This is a genomic window from Gilvimarinus sp. 1_MG-2023 (assembly GCF_030548285.1).
In genome coordinates this window covers 29661-48339 of record NZ_JAUOSC010000015.1, presented here as the reverse complement: position 1 = coordinate 48339, position 18679 = coordinate 29661, and the positions used below count along the sequence as shown (strand labels likewise).

The window sequence follows — 18679 nt, the reverse complement described above, 5'->3', positions numbered from 1 at the left end:
TCAATATTGCCAATAAGTGCGATAAAAATGACAGCTAATAGAATTATCCAGTCATAGTCGCAATAAATTATTTGATAATGGGTCGCATTTTCTGTTTTTAAGCGCTACATTTAGTGTGACGTCGTGTTTGTTTATGTGCTGAAATTTAGTTGGGTAATAAGGGCTCTAGCCTTTCCCTTGCCGATGGATGAGGTTGATTTTTACTATGGGAACCCCCTTAAAAGTATTGTTTGTGGAAGACTCCGAGGTGGATGCGGAGTTAACACTGGTTGAATTGGAACGCGGTGGGTTTGAGCCCAGCTCTGATCAAGTGCAAACATTAGAAGAAATGCGTTCAGCCTTAGGTGATCAGCAGTGGGATGTCGTGATCTGCGACTATAAAATGCCTCGATTCACCGCCGAAGAGGCGTTGACCACTCTACAGCACAGTGGTCAAGACTTACCCTTTATTATTACCTCTGGAGCTGTGTCGGCAGAAGATGTGGTCTCCTTGTTAAAGCAAGGGGCGCATGATTTTATGGATAAGCGGGCACTGGCTCGTCTTGTGCCCGCGATTGAGCGAGAATTACGCGAAGCTGAAATGCGCCGTAGCCAGCGCGAAGCGCAAGAGCGCGTTAGAATTTTATCCCGTGCGCTAGAACAAAGTCCCGTTGCCGTATTGATTACGAACCCTGATGCCTGTATTGAGTATGTTAACCCGCGCTTTGAAGAACAAAGCGGCTACAGTGCCGCTGAGGCGATAGGGCAAAATGTTGGATTCACCTTACAAGATGAGCGATCCGACGAAACTCTCGCCCAGCTTTGGGCGACAGTACGAAATGGGCAAGAGTGGCACGGGGAATTTACTAGTCGCACCCAAAAAGGACAGTTGATTTGGGAGCACGTAACGGTTTCGCCTCTGACTGATTCGCAGGAAATCATTACGCACTTCATAGTGATTAAAGAAGATATTACTATCCGACGCAGCTACGAAGAACAGCTGCTGCGTCAAGCCCACTACGATGAGCTAACTGGTCTGGCTAATCGCGTGCTGTTGATTGACCGTTTACAGTTGGCGATCAATAACAATGAGCGCGAAGTATGCCAAGCGGCTGTCTTGGGTATTGATCTGGATCATTTTAAAAATGTAAATGATAGTTTGGGTCACAGCATTGGCGATAACCTATTGAAAGAAGCCGCTGATCGATTAGCAAAATGCGTTCGTGGTGGTGATACGCTGGCGCGTATGGGCGGTGATGAGTTTATCGTGCTGCTGCCAAGTCTGAAAAATCCACGCGACGCACAAATTGTTGCTGAGAAAATATTGCGTCAATTTGAACAGCCATTTGTTATTTTTGGGCGCAATTATTTTGTAACTGCCAGTATTGGTATTGCATTATACCCTAACGATGGCGCCAACCCTCATTTGTTAATGCGCAATGCAGATTTGGCGATGTACCAAGCCAAAGAGCAAGGGCGTAACGGGTACCACTTTTTTACCGAAGACATCAATGTTCAATTATTAGAGCGTCTTGAACTGGAATCGCAGTTAAGATTTGTAGTGGAGCGCAATGAACTACTGCTTCATTATCAGCCAATTTATGATTTGGAAAGTGTGCAGGTAGTCGGTTACGAAGCTTTGGTGCGATGGCGCCGAGACCGTGATACTTTGACGATGCCCGGAGTGTTTATACCCTTGGCAGAGGATATCGGCATAATTCATGAAATCGATAGCTGGGTGTTGCGAACCGCATGTCGAGAATTGCGCGATATTATACAAAATCATGGTATGCGTTTGGCGGTAAATATTTCAGCTCGACAACTTGATGTCGAAAACTATGCGCAGTATGTAGCCGAACAATTGGAGTTAAACCAGTTGCAACCGGATCAAGTTGAATTGGAAATAACTGAGAGAGTGTTGGTCGAAGATACCGATAATACCCAAGAAAATTTACAAGCGTTGTGCGAAATGGGAATCCGTTTGTCAATTGATGACTTTGGGACAGGGTATTCATCGCTTGGTTATTTACAGCGTTATCCTTTTAAAACACTGAAAATTGATCGCAGTTTTGTGAGTAATATAGCGCAAGAGGGTGGTTCTGGCTCGTTGATAGAAACGATAATAACTCTGGCACATGGGCTGAATTTGGATGTTGTGGCAGAAGGCATAGAGCGTGAAGAGGAAATGATATTTTTACAATCATTGGGGTGCGACTATGCGCAAGGGTTTATGCTGGATAAACCCATGACATTGCGAAAAATACAGTTGATTTTAGCGCAAGAAGAGGGTTCGAAATCATAAAACGCCCCGTTAACAGGGCGTTTTATGATTAAGGCTGGATAATTTCCCAGCCATTTTTTGACGCTTCCGCTTCCAAACCGCGCCCCCCTGCTACAACTCCGGCGGTACCTATTAGTTGCAACATCGGTAAGTCAGAAATATCATCACCATAGGCAAAACAGTCCTTGGGATTGGTATTATGTTTTTGTAAAAACTGCGTTATGGCGATTGCTTTACCCTCCCCGATGGTTTGGGGTGACATGATGTCACCCGTGCACTGCCCATTTTTTACTTTCAGGTCGATGGCTAAAATATGGTTTACCTTGAGTTCATGCGCAATAGGCTCTAACAATTGGCGAAAAGAGCCTGAAACAAACACTGGGGTGTGTCCAAGCGCTTGGTGCTGCTGTAATCGCTCTACAACGTTTTGATGATAAAAGTGTGTTGATTTATGCTGCATGGTTTCGTACCACTGGCGCGAAACAGAAGCGATGTGCTCAATAGCCCGACCCGAAAAATGCTGATAATACAAGCGATTTAAATGGGCCCAGCATGCACCAGGATGCATATGTTCCAATAAGTCTTTTCGGTAAGAGGCTTCCTTTTCCGCGTCTGGATACATATGATACCAATAATCCTGAAAACTCAGCATGCTTTTCACAGAGATAAGCGTGTCATCAACGTCGAAAAAAGAAAATTGTCGTCGTTTTGTTGGCTGTTGCATATGGCCCCCATTAGCTCGCTAATTGAGAATCGATAGTCGAGGCTAGATCTGAGTAAGCATGTGCAAGATAACGTTTTTGAGTTTTCTTGGCCTGCATTTCCTCTTGCCGGCCTATACGCAACTTATCGATGGCTGAGATGTTGAAAAACAAGCTCGACACACAGGTGTTGCACTGAACCACATCCGCTTCGATCGTGAAGCTCAAACGTTTAGGGTTATCGATATCTTTATTGGTAATACGGCAGACAATAGAAGCGTTTACTGGGAATGAAAAATTATTGTATTTTACCGACATATCGTTGAGCACGAACGCATATTTAATCTCTTTATTTTGAATGAAATGCGTTTCAGTGATTGCCACTGTAGCTTGGCGAACGGCTTCAATTAGTATCATGCCCTGCACATGTTGACCACTTTGGTGATCACTCATCAGCTCACAGTTCTCGTCAATCAGCAATTGTAATTCAAAAGTGTTCTCATTAATCTGTCGAGGGTGAGAGATCAACGTATTTTCTGGTTTATGCTTGTGGGTAATAGATTGACTGGCTCGTTTGGGTAAATGACGCCATAGGCTAAAATCGAAGCATGAGAAATTGGGTGATTGTTCGGCAATAGTGAGGACTTCCTCGATGCAGTGATCCCCCATCCCTTGGCCTGGGAGCAAGGTCGTCGATTCGTGCATAGAAAGCATTTGATCAGGCAGTGCCAATAAGCCTTTTAATTGTGAAACAGTCATGGCATCTTTGCCTATGGCATAAGACGCAAATTTATCACCAACCACCAAAATAATACGGTTACTCATGGGTTTTCCCCTTTGCTCGTGTGAGATTAATCTATCCTTGATCAGAGAAACCTGATCAACATTTGCTTGGAGTGTCAAAAATCGATCGTTTTGTACGCCCTGCGATCTATATCGCACTATTCGGGCCAAATTGATAAGACGGCCTATACTTATAAGAATAATGGAAGGATTCGCTGTAATTTGGCGTCAAATTTTGCATAATGCCGATTGAACAGCTCATTGAATAATTAAATAAGCAGGTAATTCAGTGTATAAATCAGTAGGTGTCAAATATTTGTTATGGCTAAGCGTTGTTTTGACGCCTGCTCAGGTGTTGGCAGCTAGTCTTAATTTTATATCAATCGATGTAGAGCCCTGGGCGACCGAAAAAAATGGCGAAATGTCAGGAGGGTTTATCGAGTTGGTGAAAGAAATATCCGCCAGAACCGGGTATTCCATTGATATTAGCTTAACCCCTTTTGCCAGAGTTGATCGGGAGCTGGAAACCGGCGGCCACGACTGCACGATATTGATTCCGCGCAGCGAAGAGACCGTGGTGCCAGGAGAGTTGGTGTCATACCATGAGATGGGTTTAATCGCCCGCCCGGGTGTGGAAATTAACAGCTACGAAGATTTAACCGGCCTTAAGATTTCGCTGATACGAGGCTCTTCTATTACGACACGCTTCGATTCTGACCAGTCCTTAAATAAGGTATATGATACGGATTATTTAATTGCATTGCGAAAGCTGGCGCGTGGACGAATTGATGCTATAGCAGGGGCCATTCCAACAGTGCGATACTTGGCGGTTCACAATCGTTTGTCAGCCGCTATCGGTGAAACATTGGCGTTGGCCGATATACCTCTAATTTTTCAATGTTCACGTAAATCGAGTCAATTGCCACAGATGGAGAAAATAAATCAGGCCATTCGAGCAATGAAGCAAGATGGTACTATCGAAAAAATACGGCAACAATATTACTTCTAGGGCCAGCGGGTGAGGAAAATGGAGTTCTTCAAGCAAATTTCCAAAGCTGTAAGCCATACAGGCATTGGTCGACGGTTGTTACTGCACATCATTTTATTTAGTTCGGTAGTGACACTGCTAGCTACGGCGGTTCAGCTTTTTACCGATTATCAGCGCGATATTAGCTTGATTGAGGGACGCCTGGGAGACATACAGAGTAGCCACCTGTCGGCTATAAGCGCAAGCTTGTGGAATCTTGATACTAAGCAGCTTTATATTCAAATAGAAGGTATTCGTCATTTGCCAGATGTGGATGCGGTTGCAATCTATGAGCTGTCAGAAAGTGTGATAAACCCATTAGTGATTGAGCTGGGAAAGTTTCAAGATACTAACGCCATTGTTCGCGAATATTTTATCTTTAAGCCAGATACCAATGACAAGCAAGTGATAGGAGTGCTGAAAGTTCAAGCTTCTTTGCAAGATGTATACGCAAGGTTGTTAGATAAAGCAGTAGTTATATTATTAAGCCAAGGGGTTAAAACCTTTTTGGTGTCCATGTTTATATTATTTATATTTTATCGATTAGTTACCGTGCACCTCAGTGAGATTGCCAACCATTTGGCGCGATATAAAATAGTTGAACCAGCCCCAAGGTTAGCACTGCAGCGAAAGCAGCTTGACGATAAAGATGAACTAGATCAGGTTGTAGAGGCGTTTAATCAACTGACAGATAATTTAGTAAGTGCTTATGATAATTTACAATCTATCAATAAAGCACTAGCAGACGATGTCGCGGCTCGAAAGCGTGCGGAGAGAGAGGTAAGAAGGCTTAATCTTGAGTTGGAAGAGCGTGTACAGCGTCGAACTGCAGAGTTAGAGGCTGCCAATAAAGAGTTGGGCAGCTTTTGTTTTTCAGTGTCTCACGATTTACGTGCGCCGCTTAGGCGTATTGATGGTGTTTGTCAGGTGTTACAAGAGCGACTGGTAGATGATTTATCTGATAAATCCAGGCACTTCTTTGATCGAATAACTCAAGAAAGTCAATCAATGAGTGAAATGATTGATAGCTTTTTGCAATTGTCACGAGCGACACAAAGTGAGTTGAATGTAGATAGTGCTAACGTTTCGTTGATAGTGGAAAAGCTAGTAAATGAGCTGCAAGAAAATAATAAAGATCGACAGGTAAGTGTAATCATTGAGCCCGATATTTGGGCTGATATTGATCGGCGAATGATGACGGTATTATTGAACAACTTACTGTCCAATGCATGGAAATATACCGAAAAAGAAAGTGCTGCGGTGATTGAGTTTGGGCATTATGAAGAAGAGTCGGGCCAGCAAGTGCTGTTTATTAAAGATAATGGGGCTGGTTTTGATATGAAGTATGCCGATCGGTTATTCACGCCCTTCACACGACTTCATCGACAGGACGAGTTTGAGGGTGTTGGGATTGGCTTGGCAACCGTGCAACGTATTGTGGCAAGACATGGTGGGCACATATGGGCTGAGTCTGCCCCAGATTCAGGGGCAGTATTTTATTTTACTCTGTGGGAGATGCATAGCCACAGTAGCTCGGGTACTCATCGGTTGCCAGTAATCAATAAAGCGTAAAAAATCAGGGCTTGTCTTTCTGCTGGCTTTGCTTGCGGATAGTAAGCGCATCATCGTGGGCGGTAAATGCCTGTTCACGATCTTCAAATTCAAACACGGAACGGATTTGGCAGTGGCTATCGCCGGTGCGTAAGCGACTTACCCCGCCCCCGCAGACATCCCCAAAGTGATCGTCAAACAACGCATTTGGGGAGATGCCTAAATCGAAGCAGCCTGGTCTAACGGTAGCCAAATAATAATGATTGCCTCTGGCGTTGATCGAAATGACGTCGCGTTCCAGAACACCATACCCTGTTATATCATTGACTTGAACACAAGCCCGCCCATTCTGCTGAGTGACCTCTAACAGGGCTGTAGTCATACTGGGCACGGCCGGTTTTGTGGACGTGCTGCAGCCCAAGCTGATTGCACTGGCGACGATAGTAGTACATAAAAGCTTGTGGGAATAAAACATAGTGCGGCTCCGTAATGGGAGTGTAGATTTGATAATTGCGAGGTAAAACCGAATAATGATTACGTCTTACCATATACTTTAAAAGGATAAGCTACCGATAGTTTAAATACAAAAAATCAATATTTATATAGATAAGCCTTAAACTTCAAATGAAAAGCCACGGCGAGTGAGTGAGTGGTAGGTATGTTCATCGAATCGGTACAATTTAGCAGCTCGATGTGAAACGCCGATTTCTTTTTCTTCGCAGTTTATTAGCAGGTTCATTTTCATGATTTTTCGACGAAAATTAGGTTTGTCGAGTTTTATGCCCAGGATGGATTCATAAAGTTCTTGCAGTTGCAATAAAGTAAATTTTTCAGGTAGCAAATTAAATCCAATTGGCTGTCGGCGTATGTTTTGTTGTAGTTGTTTGATGCCGTATTGCAGTATGTCTGAGTGATCGTAAATCAATTCCGGTAGTTCTCGGATGTTAAACCAGCAAACATCTTCCGTTTTATGTCCTACGGCCAGTTCGAACTTTTCAGCACTGACCAGGGCATAATAAGAAACGGTAATAATGCGCCCCTTGGGGTAGCGATTAACCTGGCCAAAGGTTTTAAGTTGCTCAAGATAGAGTCCTTTTATGCCGGTCAGCTCGAGTAAGTGCCGACTGGCAGCATCGCGTAGGTTCTCATTATAACGAATGCGCCCACCGGGCAGCGCCCAGCAGCCGGCACTTTCCCCTTGACTGTGCTTGACGAGCAAAATGCTAAGTTGCCCCTCGTGAAAGCCAAAAATGAGATTATCGATAGAAATGGTAGGAATAATGCTGTCTTGCGGGGGGGCTTGGTCGAGCTGAGCATCTGCAGACGATTGATTTTCCGACACGTGACTATCCTTGGCTTAAGATTAAATGCATATTCAGTATAGGGTTATAATAAATTGAGCCATTATAGTCAAATATACCTTATTGTTAGAGTGGCTAAGTTGAAGGCTTACAGGGTTACGAGTGTTGGCCAGTTTGACCAGAGAGGTGCTCTTAGGTGAGTGGCTTAAGGCCAATTGGGAGGCATAATCATTACCGATAGATTTTTGTTAATGCTTGATTCAGTCTCGACTCGATGGATCGTTTCTGCTGTAGGTAATGTATTAACTGTAGCCCAGTTTCGGGCGCTAGAAGATCAGAGCAGGCAGTCAAATCTAAATCACTAATATGGCAGTGATAACGGTTTTTACCTTGGCGCTTATGCAAGATATAGCGCGCTGCCATTTCGAATGGATCTAGTTGTTTGGCATTGTATTCGTGATTGTCGCAAATGATTGTGTAGTGTAGGCAAAGGTTTTCATCCGGCTCGACAATAACTTTGATATCCGTGTATTGTACTGATCTGGTAGCAGTCGAGTCATTGTGGCATTCGATGGTGTAATCTTTGCCATTAATAATCACCTGACGAATTTCAATACCGTGCGAGTTGTCTAACGAGACAAAGTGATCTAGTGCGAACTTTTCCCCTTGAGAAGAAAGTCGTGCATTGACAGAGGCAATAAAGTTGATAATCGGAAGAGGGTAAGCTTGACGATCTTGTGATTGATAGTTAAAACGAAATAAAGCCCCGCTTACATCACAATAGGTATAAATAATCCCGCTATCCGTCATTTCATAATAGAGATAGTGCTTGGCGGGTTTGGTTGATTCTATAATGCAACGAAGAGCTGTATTCAATAAGGCTTTGGAGTCAAGAATTAAAGGCCTGTCGTGTGATTGTGGCGTTTCCATATACCGAAAAAGATCTTCTATAGAGCGGAGCTTGGTGACTGACGGAGTTCCCTGATGAAACTGAACAACATAGAAGTGTCGATGAGTTTCAATCAAATAGCGTGCATACGAATTACCATTGACACCATAAAAGCATTGAGTAATACGATTGAAAAGTTCATAGAGCCTATTTTCAATAAGTGCGCCAAATTGCTGGTCGGGGCAAACTATATCAAGTTCTGGTGGGGTTTTTATGGCGTGGGGCGGGGCAAATCTTAAGTAAGCGATAAGTATTTCGCTAAGAGAGTCCCGGTTATAATTTCTGACAATCAATTCCGACCAGCTATTGATATGGGCAATATCCGCAGAGCGGACCAGATTGTCGTGCAGACCACTATAATTGAGCGCATCTGATTGCTCACTTAACAAGGTTAAACCTTGTTTGTCATAATTTTCATAAGCTGATGATATTAAATTAATGGCAATTTGAACTCGTGCAACGTGTGCAGTTTCCATGAATGCCTCGTGAGATGGAGGCGATTGCGATTTAGATAACCATTTTTTGGTGCGCTGAATAAGGTTTTGTTGTTCAGTATCCCGGAGGCAATTATTGCCTTGAATCTCGACTTGAGTCGCAGTGTCAACAATGCCATTCCAAATGGCCCAGACCAGCAATGCGTAATATGAATCGGCCGACAGCAGGTGGTTATGGATTTGGGGTGATGTTTTTTTCTGAGAGCGTTTATCTTTAAAGAGCGACCAGTGAGGTTTATCCTCGTTGAATGTAATCCAGATGTTAGGTTCTGATAAATCTTTAGATATTTCTGGATTAATCGTTTCAATTTTTCCTGATTTTCTTTCAAAAGCAGCGTGTAGTTTTCGACCAAGTATGGCGAGTTCCTGTGAGCTAATAGATGCTTTTTGAAATGATTGACGCGATAAGTTGCTGAGCAGTCGATAGCTTTGGCTTAACTCTTTGATTAATAAATCACGCTCATGAATAACTTGATTTGCTTTCCAAAGTTTATGGGAGTCAAGACGTAATAGTTGAGTGTTATCCCATTGCCACTGGACAACGAATTTTTCCAATAATATTCTCTGCCACGACTTTTCTCGACTTGATGGCTGATGTGTTAAGGCTTTATTGACCTTAAAGTAGAAGCAGCGCCGGGCGAGATCTAGCCGGTCATTTTGATTGGTTTTGGTAAAGTATTCTTCAATACGTTTGTAAATAAGAAGATAGCTGTCCACCTCATCAGCACATGGCTCTGATTGATGTACAATTGATTTATAGTCAAGGGCAAGTGGGTAGGCTGTACCATTGACGGCATAAGCTTCCAACAGCATTAACTTTATCACTGATTTGTGTGGAGAGTTGATGCCTTTGTACAGCTGCCAAATGCCTGCTCCTAAATATTCCTCATGAGGGATGTGGGTAATTGGGCCAAAATCAACGACATCTTGTTTTCGAATAAATCGCTTTTTTAATAGTTGGTCGGTAAAATGTTGGTAGTTGTTTTCGTGTTTAACGGGGACGTACCACCATAGCGGAATCTTCCCTGCCACCCATATTGCACTTCGATAAAATTCATCCAGCAAAAGATGGTTCTGCGCCGAACCGCTGCTTTCTTTAGACATGGCGCCTGATGCAGGCTTGCCTTGTTTTCTATCACCGCAAACTGGAAAGAAATGCGCCTCAACGCCAAGCTCTTTGTCGGCCCATGCACTGATAGCCTCGAATTTAGCTTCTAGTTTGGTTAAATCTTTCTGCGGTATGCTGTTTTTATGACAGACCCAAATGTCAAAATCACTGCGTTCGCTGTGCGCAATGGTGCCGACGCTACCCATAATAAACAATGCATCGATCGCCAGCTCTTGTTGGGCAAAAGTTTTTTTCAGCTCAAAGCTTCGGGTGATAATTTTAGCGGCACTAATTTGAATACTGTTGGGCTTGAAATAGGGAATGCCGCAAGGCGTGTCGCTGCCTTGATATCCGGGTAGCATAGGATGATTTACATGCAATAATACAGGTAACACATCTAAAAATAGTTGTTGGCGAATCCCAATGGCCTGCCGGGTTCGCTCTAGGCGCACGGTATTTAATCCTAAAAAACGCTGTTTAAGGCGTTTAAGTTGTTTGCGATCTATGCCGTCATCTGGGTTGAGTTTCGAGAAATCATACATCAGTGTTTAACGGTTGAGATCTGCCCGTTGAGTAGGTCTGAAAGTGTTTGATAGAGTAATTGGGGTTTAATCGGTTTGCTGATGTAGTCATTCATGCCTGCCTCAATACAGCGTTCTCGATCACCATTCATTGCTTGTGCCGTTACGGCAATAATGGGTAGTTTCTTGCAGTGGTCAAGCTTGCGAATGACACGAGTTGCTTCAATACCGTCCAAGATGGGCATCTCTATGTCCATTAATACTGCATCAAAAGGGGTAGCATTTTGAAGAATATCAACGGCCAGTTGTCCGTTTTCAACGCAGGTGACATCAATGCCCTGTTTTTTCATCATGCCTCGAGCTACCTGTTGATTAACGGTGTTGTCTTCCACCAAGAGAACGCGTTTGCCTTCCAAATGTGCGCGTGTGTCGGTAACAGAGGGTTCTTCGTTAAGATCGGACAGGCATTCGGGTATGGCCCGGCAGATGGCGTCGAACAGGCGCGACTCGCTGACCGGCTTACTGAGGAAGTCGTCGACAAAATCCGTATCTTTATGTTGTGAAAATATCTCATCACGCTGAAATGAAGATACTAAAAATATTTTTGGCTTATGATGAATAAAAGGTGCGTGGTATATATCTCGCGCCGCTTCCAATCCATTTTTTAATGGCATTTTGTAATCGAGTAGTAGCAAGTCGTAGGCATGATGATTGGCCTCGGCAAGTTTGATTTTTTCCAGAGCTTCCTGCGCGCTTGAGGCGGTGTCGACATGATCGACCAGTTTTCCGGCAGACTTGGCGAGGATGTCGAGTGCCAGTTGGTTGTCGTCTATGACTAGCAAGCGCAGGGCGCGGCAGCTGCTTTTTTCTCCGGCAATATGGTGGTCTCCGATGTGGCTGTGCTCAAATTGGGCATGAAATGAGAAGTTAGAGCCTTTTCCCAGTTTGCTCGAGATATCAATTTTTCCGTGCATCAAAGTCACGAGCAATTTACATATTTGCAAGCCAAACCCGTGCTTACCCTGTGTGCCGGAGTGTGGCTGGGTGTTGAGGTCGTCCCGCAGGGTCTTCAATGTGGTGGCGTCTAGCCCTGTGCCGTGATCAATAATGCTAAATCGAAGATCAATTTTATCACTACTAGCATTCATGTTCTGAGTTTTAACAATCACTTGGTCACTGTTCGAATACTGCAACGCATTAGTGACTAAATGGCTGATGATGTGGCCCAGGCGAACTGCATCACCCCGTAAAAAGCGTGGCACGTCATCGGCAATATCAAAAATAATGTTGACCGGCTTGTGTACGGCTGCACTTTCGAACATACGGGACAGTCGCTCAAATACATGTTCCAGGTCAAAGTGTGAGTTCTCGAGGATGATATGGCCTGTATCTAATTTGGCATAATCAAACACTTGGTTGACGGTGTGCAATAAAGAATTGGCCGCGTGGTTGATGCTGCTTAAATAACTTTCCTGTTGCGATTCGAGTTGAGTGTCAGTCAGTAGGTGGCCGAGCCCTAAAATAGCGTTGAGTGGCGTGCGTATTTCATGACTCATACTCGCCAAAAATTTACTTTTGGTTTGGCTGGCCATTTCGGCCTCTGCTTTTGCTTGAATAAGTGCTTGCCGATCGGTTATGGATTGGGTGATGTCTGAGTTGGTGCCAACGCAGCGAGTGGCTTTGCCCTGCTGGTCTGGCTCAACCAATAGACATTGACTGTTGACCCAGACAGTCTCGCCGCTGCGTTTACGTAGGCGGTACTCCAGGCACAGGGATTCGCGCCGGTTGTCGATAGCTGTATTGAACTCTTGCAGCACATTGTCTACATCCTCTGGGTGGATAACCTGATTCTTGAAGGTCTCGAAGGTGCCGGGTAATGAGTCGGGTTCAAAGTCCAGCATGCGCAAATAACCGCGGCTAAAATACAGGGTGTTTTGCTCGAGATTCCAGTCCCAGAGTCCATCGCGCGAGGCTCGCATGGCGTAGCGAAATCGTTTGTCACGTTCGTTTAAATGATTGATTAGCTGACCGCGCTGATAGGTTTCTTGTATTAAGGTTGCAACGTGCTTCGCAAAGCTTAGTAAAGCCGGCGCTGGTGCACTGGGTAGCCTGAGAATAGCCAGAGTTTGGCCACGTACCTTAATCGGGGCAAACAAGCCGTCTTCGATCGCGAGATCTTCGCCGTTGCTAAGTTGCTCGCGATAAGCGCTTGGGTTCGGCGGAGTTGGTGCGGCCAGTTCACCTGCAATTAATTGCCAGTGGTTAAGGTCACTGTCGACCGACCAAAGTGTCAGTGGTTGAATGTCGAGTTGTTCACTTAACAGCCGCAGGCTGGCGTTTATGTCGCCGGGCTCAGTGGAACCCAGTAATAGCTCCAAATGACACTGCATAGAGGGCAGCGCCCGATTCGTAGAATCAGAGTTACTTCCGGTCAGCGCCGATAAGGCGTGCTCCAGCTGCGCAATACGCGCCTCCAGGGCGGCCGTGTTCTCACTTTTATTAGCCATTAGCTGTGTGTCCTGCCTAGCTGCCTGTATACAGGCGAACCGTAGTACGGGCGTGCCATTGCCGCCCTGTTGTTGCGGGATAGGCTAATAATAGACGAAACTCGCGACAATTCCACCCTGCTAGAGTGGTTGTTGCACAATAAAGGAAGGCGCTGCAGTGGCGGGCACTGCAGCGTAAAGGCTGGATTTAGCCCAGCAGCTGGCGGGCGCGGGCAACTGCTGCGGTAACCTGCGCCGGGGCGGTGCCGCCCACGTGGTCGCGCGCAGCTACTGAACCTTCAAGCGTGAGCACTTCAAACACATCGGCAGTAATGGTGTTGGAGAACTGCTGTAGCTCCTCCAGGCTCATTTCCGATAAGTCTTTGCCAGTTTCTATGCCGTAGGCCACGGATTTACCCACTACTTCGTGGGCGTCGCGAAAGGGCATGCCTTTGCGTACTAGGTAGTCGGCCAAATCGGTAGCCGTTGAGAAGCCGCGGCGGGCCGCTTCGTACATGCTGTCTTTGCGGGCGGTAATCGCCGGCACCATATCGGCAAAGGCGCGCAAACAATCTTTGACCGTGTCAATGGCATCGAACAAGGGCTCTTTATCTTCTTGGTTGTCTTTGTTGTAGGCCAAAGGCTGCGACTTCATCAGCGTTAATAGACTGATTAAGTGGCCGTTCACCCGGCCGGTTTTACCGCGTACCAGCTCGGGTACATCGGGGTTTTTCTTCTGCGGCATAATGGATGAACCGGTACAGAAGCGGTCGGGTAGGTCAATAAAGTCAAACTGAGCGCTGGTCCAAAGGACAAGCTCTTCACTGGCGCGAGACAGGTGGGTTAGCAAAATACTGGCAAAGGCGCAGAATTCGATGGCGAAATCTCGGTCGGAAACAGAATCTAGGCTGTTGTTAGTGGGGCCATCAAAACCCAGCAGCTCTGCGGTGTAGGCGCGGTCGATGGGGTAGGTCGTACCGGCCAAAGCGGCGGCCCCTAAAGGCGATTGATTAAGGCGTTTACGGCAGTCTAGCAAACGGCTTGCGTCGCGGGTCAGCATCTCATTCCAGGCCAGTAAATGATGGCCGAATGTGACAGGCTGGGCGGTCTGCAGGTGGGTGAAACCCGGCATAATAGTGCCTGCCTCGCGCTCGGCTACCCCCAAAATCCCCGTTTGCAGACGCTTGAGTTCGGTGGCAATTGTGTCGATTTCATCGCGCAGGTAAAGGCGAATGTCTGTGGCGACTTGATCATTGCGCGAGCGGCCGGTGTGCAGCTTTTTACCGGTGATACCAATTTTCGCGGTTAGGGCAGCTTCGATGTTCATGTGCACATCTTCCAGGCTGACCGACCACTCAAAATTACCCGCATCGATATCGGCGCGTATTTCTTCTAGCCCGGTAATAATTTGCTGTTTCTCGTCAGCACTGAGAACACCAACTTTTGCCAGCATTGTGGCGTGGGCAATAGAACCGTTGATGTCGTGGTGATACAGTCGCCAGTCAAATCCGATGGATGCGGTAAAACGCTCGACAAACGCATCGGTCGCTTCGCTAAAGCGGCCCCCCCATGATTTGTTGGTCTGATCGGTATCGCTCATAATCTCTCTCACAGCAGTCGTTGATGGCACACTGGTATAAACAGTGGCCAGAATACAAGAAAAGGCGGCATTATAGCGTATCTAGAGCTGAGTCCCTATGCTTGAGAGATAGGAGGTGTGGAGGGCGTTATACTTGAACGCAGAACGCAGAACGCAGAACGCAGAACGCAGAACGCAGAACGCAGAACGCAGAACGCAGAACGCAGAACGCAGAACGCGGATTAATAACGGATGGGACTTGGCATGATGGCGCAAGGTAAGCAGCAACACAACGGGCAGGCGACAGGGCTGCGCGAGGCGCTTGGTTTTATCCCTAACCTGTGTACCGGCTACGCTCTTTTATTGTTGATTCTGGCCGCGGAGTTACTCTCGGTTTTATTAGTTGTCGCCAATAGCGGGCTGCGAGACTTGCGCTGGGCCGAGTTAGGTTTAGTGTCATTTCTGGTACAGTGGGTTGTGCTGAGTTCGGCCTCTATCCTCTGCTATTTACAGAGCTATTTGGCTCGTTTGGGACCGATGCGTGCCGGGCTGATCAGTTACGCCATTGTGTTGGTGGTGACTATGATCTGCTCTTTGGGCGGACAATGGCTATTGCGCGATATTGGTAAGTTGGCTATCGATTGGTGGCAGGTGGCCAGTCATTTGGTGATTGCCGCGGTACTGGCGGGTATTATTTTGCGCTATTTATACCTACAGCAACAATTGCAAAAACAGCAGCAAGCTGAGCTGCGCGCGCGCATTCAGGCGCTGCAATCGCGTATCGAGCCGCATTTTCTATTTAATAGTATGAACAGTATTGCCAGCCTTATTGCCGTGGACCCACAGCTAGCCGAGCGCCAAGTGGAAGATCTCAGCGATTTAATGCGGGCAAGCTTGGCCGAGGTTGGGTTAATTCCCGCCGCGCGCGAATTACAATTGTGCCGTAGTTATTTACACATTCAGCAGGCTCGACTGGGGCAGCGCTTGCAAGTCAACTGGCAAGTTCAACCCTTGCCCGAAGCATTATTATTGCCAAATCTTCTGTTGCAACCTCTGGTTGAAAATGCGATTAAATATGGCGTGGAACCCGACCCACAGGGGGGCCAGGTTACGGTGCAGGCCGATATTCGAGCCGAAGTATTGGAGTTGGTGGTGATCAATTCGCTGCCTGTTTCCGATATCAATCAGCCCTCAGCGGGTAATCAGATGGCACTGGAAAACATACACCATCGCTTGGCCGCTCACTATGGCGTGGCGGCTTCATTGGCGGTCGATAATAAGACCGATCAATTTAAGGTGAGTGTCACCATAGAACTCACCGCCTGTTTGGCTCAATCGCGCCCCAGGCAATCGTAAAAGGTATTTGTTTTATGTTGGAAGTGTTAATCGTCGACGATGAACATCTGGCTCGCTCGCGCCTTGTGCGTATGTTCGATGATCTGGACGCGTACCAGGTGTGTGGTGAGGCGGAGAACGCCGAGCAGGCACTGGCTAAAATAGAGCAGTTGGACCCCGATATTGTATTGCTCGATATCGAAATGCCAGGCGCCAGCGGTATGCGCGCGGCCGAGCAAATCGAGGCGTTGGAAGACCCACCGGCGGTTATTTTTTGTACGGCTTATGAGCAATATGCACTGGATGCTTTTACTACCACAGCGGTGGGTTATCTACTCAAGCCCGTGCGCAAAGAGCAGCTGGAGCAGGGGCTGAGTAAAGTCACCCGCATCAACAAAATTCAGCGCGCTGTCGCCAGTACCAGTTCGGCACGTACCAGTATTACGGCCAAAACCCACCGCGGTATGGAGCGTATACCGGTGGCGAATATCCGCTATTTTTTGGCTGATCAAAAATACGTCACTGTCTATCACACCGCGGGCCAGCATTTGCTCGATTGCACGCTTAAAGAGTTGGAAGCCGAATTTGGCGAGCAAATGGCGCGAGTGCATCGCAACGCTTTAGTGGTTACCCGATGGATCGAAGCGGTTGAGCGAACCTGCGAGGGCGGCTACCGCCTGCGGATGGCCGATATGGAAACTGGGCCTATGGTTAGCCGGCGTCACGCCAGTGAAGTGAAGGCCCTGTTACAGACGCTGTGAATTGGTATGATGTGCAGCCGCTACAGACCCACCGAAAACAGAGAAGACTATGACTGCAAGTGCACCCAGAGTAATCCGAATTGCCACCCGCCAAAGCCTGCTGGCCCTCTGGCAAGCCGAATACGTCAAAGCTGAGCTGGAGAAGCACCACCCGGGTATAGTGGTTGAGCTGGTACCGCTAAAAAGCAAAGGCGATAAAATACTGGATGTGCCTCTGGCCAAAGTGGGCGGCAAAGGCCTATTCGTGAAAGAGCTGGAGCAGGCCATGCTGGAAAATCGAGCGGATATTGCCGTGCACTCGATGAAAGATGTACCGATGGAGTTCCCCGAGGGCTTGGGGCTGTCGGTGATCTGTGAGCGTGAAGATCCGCGCGATGCCTTTGTTAGCAATCAATACCAAACGATCGACCAGCTGCCCGCAGGTGCCGTGGTCGGCACCTCCAGCTTGCGTCGTCAGTGCCAAATTTTGGCGGCCAGGCCTGATCTCGAAATTAAATTTCTGCGCGGCAACGTCCAGACCCGTTTACAAAAACTGGATAACGGCGATTATGACGCCATCGTGCTCGCCAGTGCGGGGTTAATTCGGTTAGAACTGCAAGATCGTATTGCTAGTTTTCTAACCCCCGAGCAGTCGCTGCCCGCCGGCGGTCAAGGCGCGGTGGGAATTGAGTGTCGTAGTGATGACGAAAGCCTGCACCGTTTACTGGCCCCACTACACCATCAGGCCACTGCCGAGTGTGTCATGGCCGAGCGAGCCATGAACCGCCGCTTAGAAGGTGGCTGCCAAGTGCCTATCGCCTGTTACGCCGAACACCAAGAGGGTGGCTTACGGCTGAGAGGATTGGTGGGCGCGGAAGACGGTACGACCATGTTGTACGATGCCATTAGTGGCACCGTAGCCGAGGCCAATACCATGGGCGTGACGCTGGCCGAGCGCTTGCTGGCCGCGGGCGCCGACAAAATTTTGGCCGAGGTGTACGGTCGGAATGTGCAATGACTGTCAGCCGTATACTGATTACTCGCCCCGAACCGGCCGCCAGCGCCTGGCAGGCCCAACTGGCTGAATGCGGTTGGGCGGCGGATATAGTCAGCTGTATGGTGATTGACCCTTTGCGTGAGCCGGCTGCAGAACAAGCCATAAAAAACCATATATTAGCGTTTGATGAATATCACAAAGTCATTTTCGTTAGTCGCAATGCAGTGGCGCATGCTCTGCACTGGCTCGACCAGTACTGGCCCCAACTGCCGGTGGGCATCGAGTACTTTGCGATCGGTGAGAGTACGGCCGAGGCGCTGCGCGAGGCAGATATCGCCCCCAGTGCATTGGGGGGGGCTGAGTCCCCCATGAACAGTGAAACCTTATTGACCAGCAGCTCTCTACAAAATGTGGCAGATGAGCGTATTTTGATTTGTAAGGGCGAGGGGGGGCGCGATTTACTTGCGCAGACGTTGTCAGCACGTGGGGCGCAGGTTAATCAGTGCGCGTTATATCGACGGGTTATACCCTCGCAAGCACTCGAGCAATTGCGCTGGTGGTTACTAAGCTGGCCAGCAGGGGTGTCCTGCGATGCGGTGATTACCGCCCATAGTGGCGAAAGCTTACAAAACTTGGTGACATTGGCCCGCAGCGCCGGTGGTTTGGCTACACTGTTGACGGCGCCTGTGGTGGTCCCCGGACAACGAGTTGCAGCACTGGCTCGGGAGCTTGGCTTTGAGCGTGTAAGCACCGCTTTAAACGCCGGTGATCGGGCCATGCAAAAAGCATTAGAACCTTTGCTCGGTAGCACCAACCTCAATCAGTGAATAGCTGATTGAACGCATTA

At 47.4% G+C, this 18679-nt stretch carries 14 protein-coding genes; 7 read left to right on the top strand and 7 right to left on the bottom strand.

What is annotated here, in order from left to right; translation table 11 throughout:
• Positions 1-205: 205 nt before the first annotated feature.
• Positions 206-2281, top strand: a complete 2076-nt coding sequence (locus tag Q4563_RS14175; RefSeq protein WP_215975942.1) for a putative bifunctional diguanylate cyclase/phosphodiesterase — start codon at positions 206-208, stop codon at positions 2279-2281.
• A 28-nt stretch (positions 2282-2309) separates the two neighbouring features.
• On the opposite strand, the gene Q4563_RS14170 is transcribed toward Q4563_RS14175, so the two are convergent.
• Positions 2310-2984 carry an HAD family hydrolase gene (locus Q4563_RS14170; RefSeq protein ID WP_303604911.1) on the bottom strand — a complete coding sequence of 225 codons (675 nt, stop codon included), beginning with the start codon at positions 2982-2984 and terminating at the stop codon, positions 2310-2312.
• A gap of 10 nt (positions 2985-2994) precedes the next feature.
• Positions 2995-3786 (bottom strand): AfsA-related hotdog domain-containing protein, encoded by a 792-nt coding sequence (locus tag Q4563_RS14165; protein ID WP_303604910.1) that lies wholly within the window; start codon positions 3784-3786, stop codon positions 2995-2997.
• Positions 3787-4060: 274 nt separating this feature from the next.
• Between Q4563_RS14165 and Q4563_RS14160 the strand changes: the two genes are divergently transcribed.
• Positions 4061-4753, top strand: coding sequence for a substrate-binding periplasmic protein (locus tag Q4563_RS14160; RefSeq protein WP_303604909.1), 693 nt, complete (start codon positions 4061-4063; stop codon positions 4751-4753).
• Between the two features lie 18 nt (positions 4754-4771).
• Complete coding sequence (locus tag Q4563_RS14155; protein ID WP_303604908.1) at positions 4772-6343, top strand: sensor histidine kinase; 1572 nt, start codon at positions 4772-4774, stop codon at positions 6341-6343.
• Between the two features lie 4 nt (positions 6344-6347).
• On the opposite strand, the gene Q4563_RS14150 is transcribed toward Q4563_RS14155, so the two are convergent.
• From Q4563_RS14150 to argH, 5 genes are all read right to left on the bottom strand, one after another.
• A complete protein-coding gene (locus Q4563_RS14150; RefSeq protein WP_303604907.1) occupies positions 6348-6797 on the bottom strand; it encodes a DUF6491 family protein in 450 nt (149 codons plus the stop codon).
• Between the two features lie 138 nt (positions 6798-6935).
• Positions 6936-7664, bottom strand: coding sequence for an NUDIX hydrolase (locus tag Q4563_RS14145; protein WP_215975948.1), 729 nt, complete (start codon positions 7662-7664; stop codon positions 6936-6938).
• Positions 7665-7854: 190 nt separating this feature from the next.
• A complete protein-coding gene (locus Q4563_RS14140) occupies positions 7855-10716 on the bottom strand; it encodes a class I adenylate cyclase (RefSeq protein ID WP_303604906.1) in 2862 nt (953 codons plus the stop codon).
• The gene (locus Q4563_RS14135; protein ID WP_215975950.1) at positions 10716-13202 is read right to left on the bottom strand and encodes a response regulator; all 2487 of its coding nucleotides are present in this window, start codon (positions 13200-13202) and stop codon (positions 10716-10718) included. Before Q4563_RS14135 ends, Q4563_RS14140 begins: the two co-directional genes overlap by 1 nt.
• Positions 13203-13389: 187 nt before the next feature.
• Entirely contained in the window at positions 13390-14781 is a 1392-nt protein-coding gene (argH, locus tag Q4563_RS14130; RefSeq protein ID WP_215975951.1) for an argininosuccinate lyase, read from the bottom strand.
• Between the two features lie 231 nt (positions 14782-15012).
• On the opposite strand from argH, the gene Q4563_RS14125 reads away from it, so the two are divergent.
• Genes Q4563_RS14125 through Q4563_RS14110 form a run of 4 tightly spaced genes read left to right on the top strand, consistent with a single transcriptional unit; the run spans position 15013 to position 18659 of the window.
• Positions 15013-16116 carry a sensor histidine kinase gene (locus Q4563_RS14125; RefSeq protein WP_303604905.1) on the top strand — a complete coding sequence of 368 codons (1104 nt, stop codon included), beginning with the start codon at positions 15013-15015 and terminating at the stop codon, positions 16114-16116.
• A gap of 14 nt (positions 16117-16130) precedes the next feature.
• On the top strand, positions 16131-16856 hold the full coding sequence (locus tag Q4563_RS14120) for a LytR/AlgR family response regulator transcription factor (protein WP_336623035.1): 726 nt from the start codon (positions 16131-16133) through the stop codon (positions 16854-16856).
• 49 nt (positions 16857-16905) lie between these two features.
• Positions 16906-17853, top strand: coding sequence for a hydroxymethylbilane synthase (gene hemC / locus Q4563_RS14115; RefSeq protein ID WP_215975071.1), 948 nt, complete (start codon positions 16906-16908; stop codon positions 17851-17853).
• The gene (locus Q4563_RS14110; protein WP_303604904.1) at positions 17850-18659 is read left to right on the top strand and encodes a uroporphyrinogen-III synthase; all 810 of its coding nucleotides are present in this window, start codon (positions 17850-17852) and stop codon (positions 18657-18659) included. Before hemC ends, Q4563_RS14110 begins: the two co-directional genes overlap by 4 nt.
• Positions 18660-18679 lie beyond the last annotated feature (20 nt).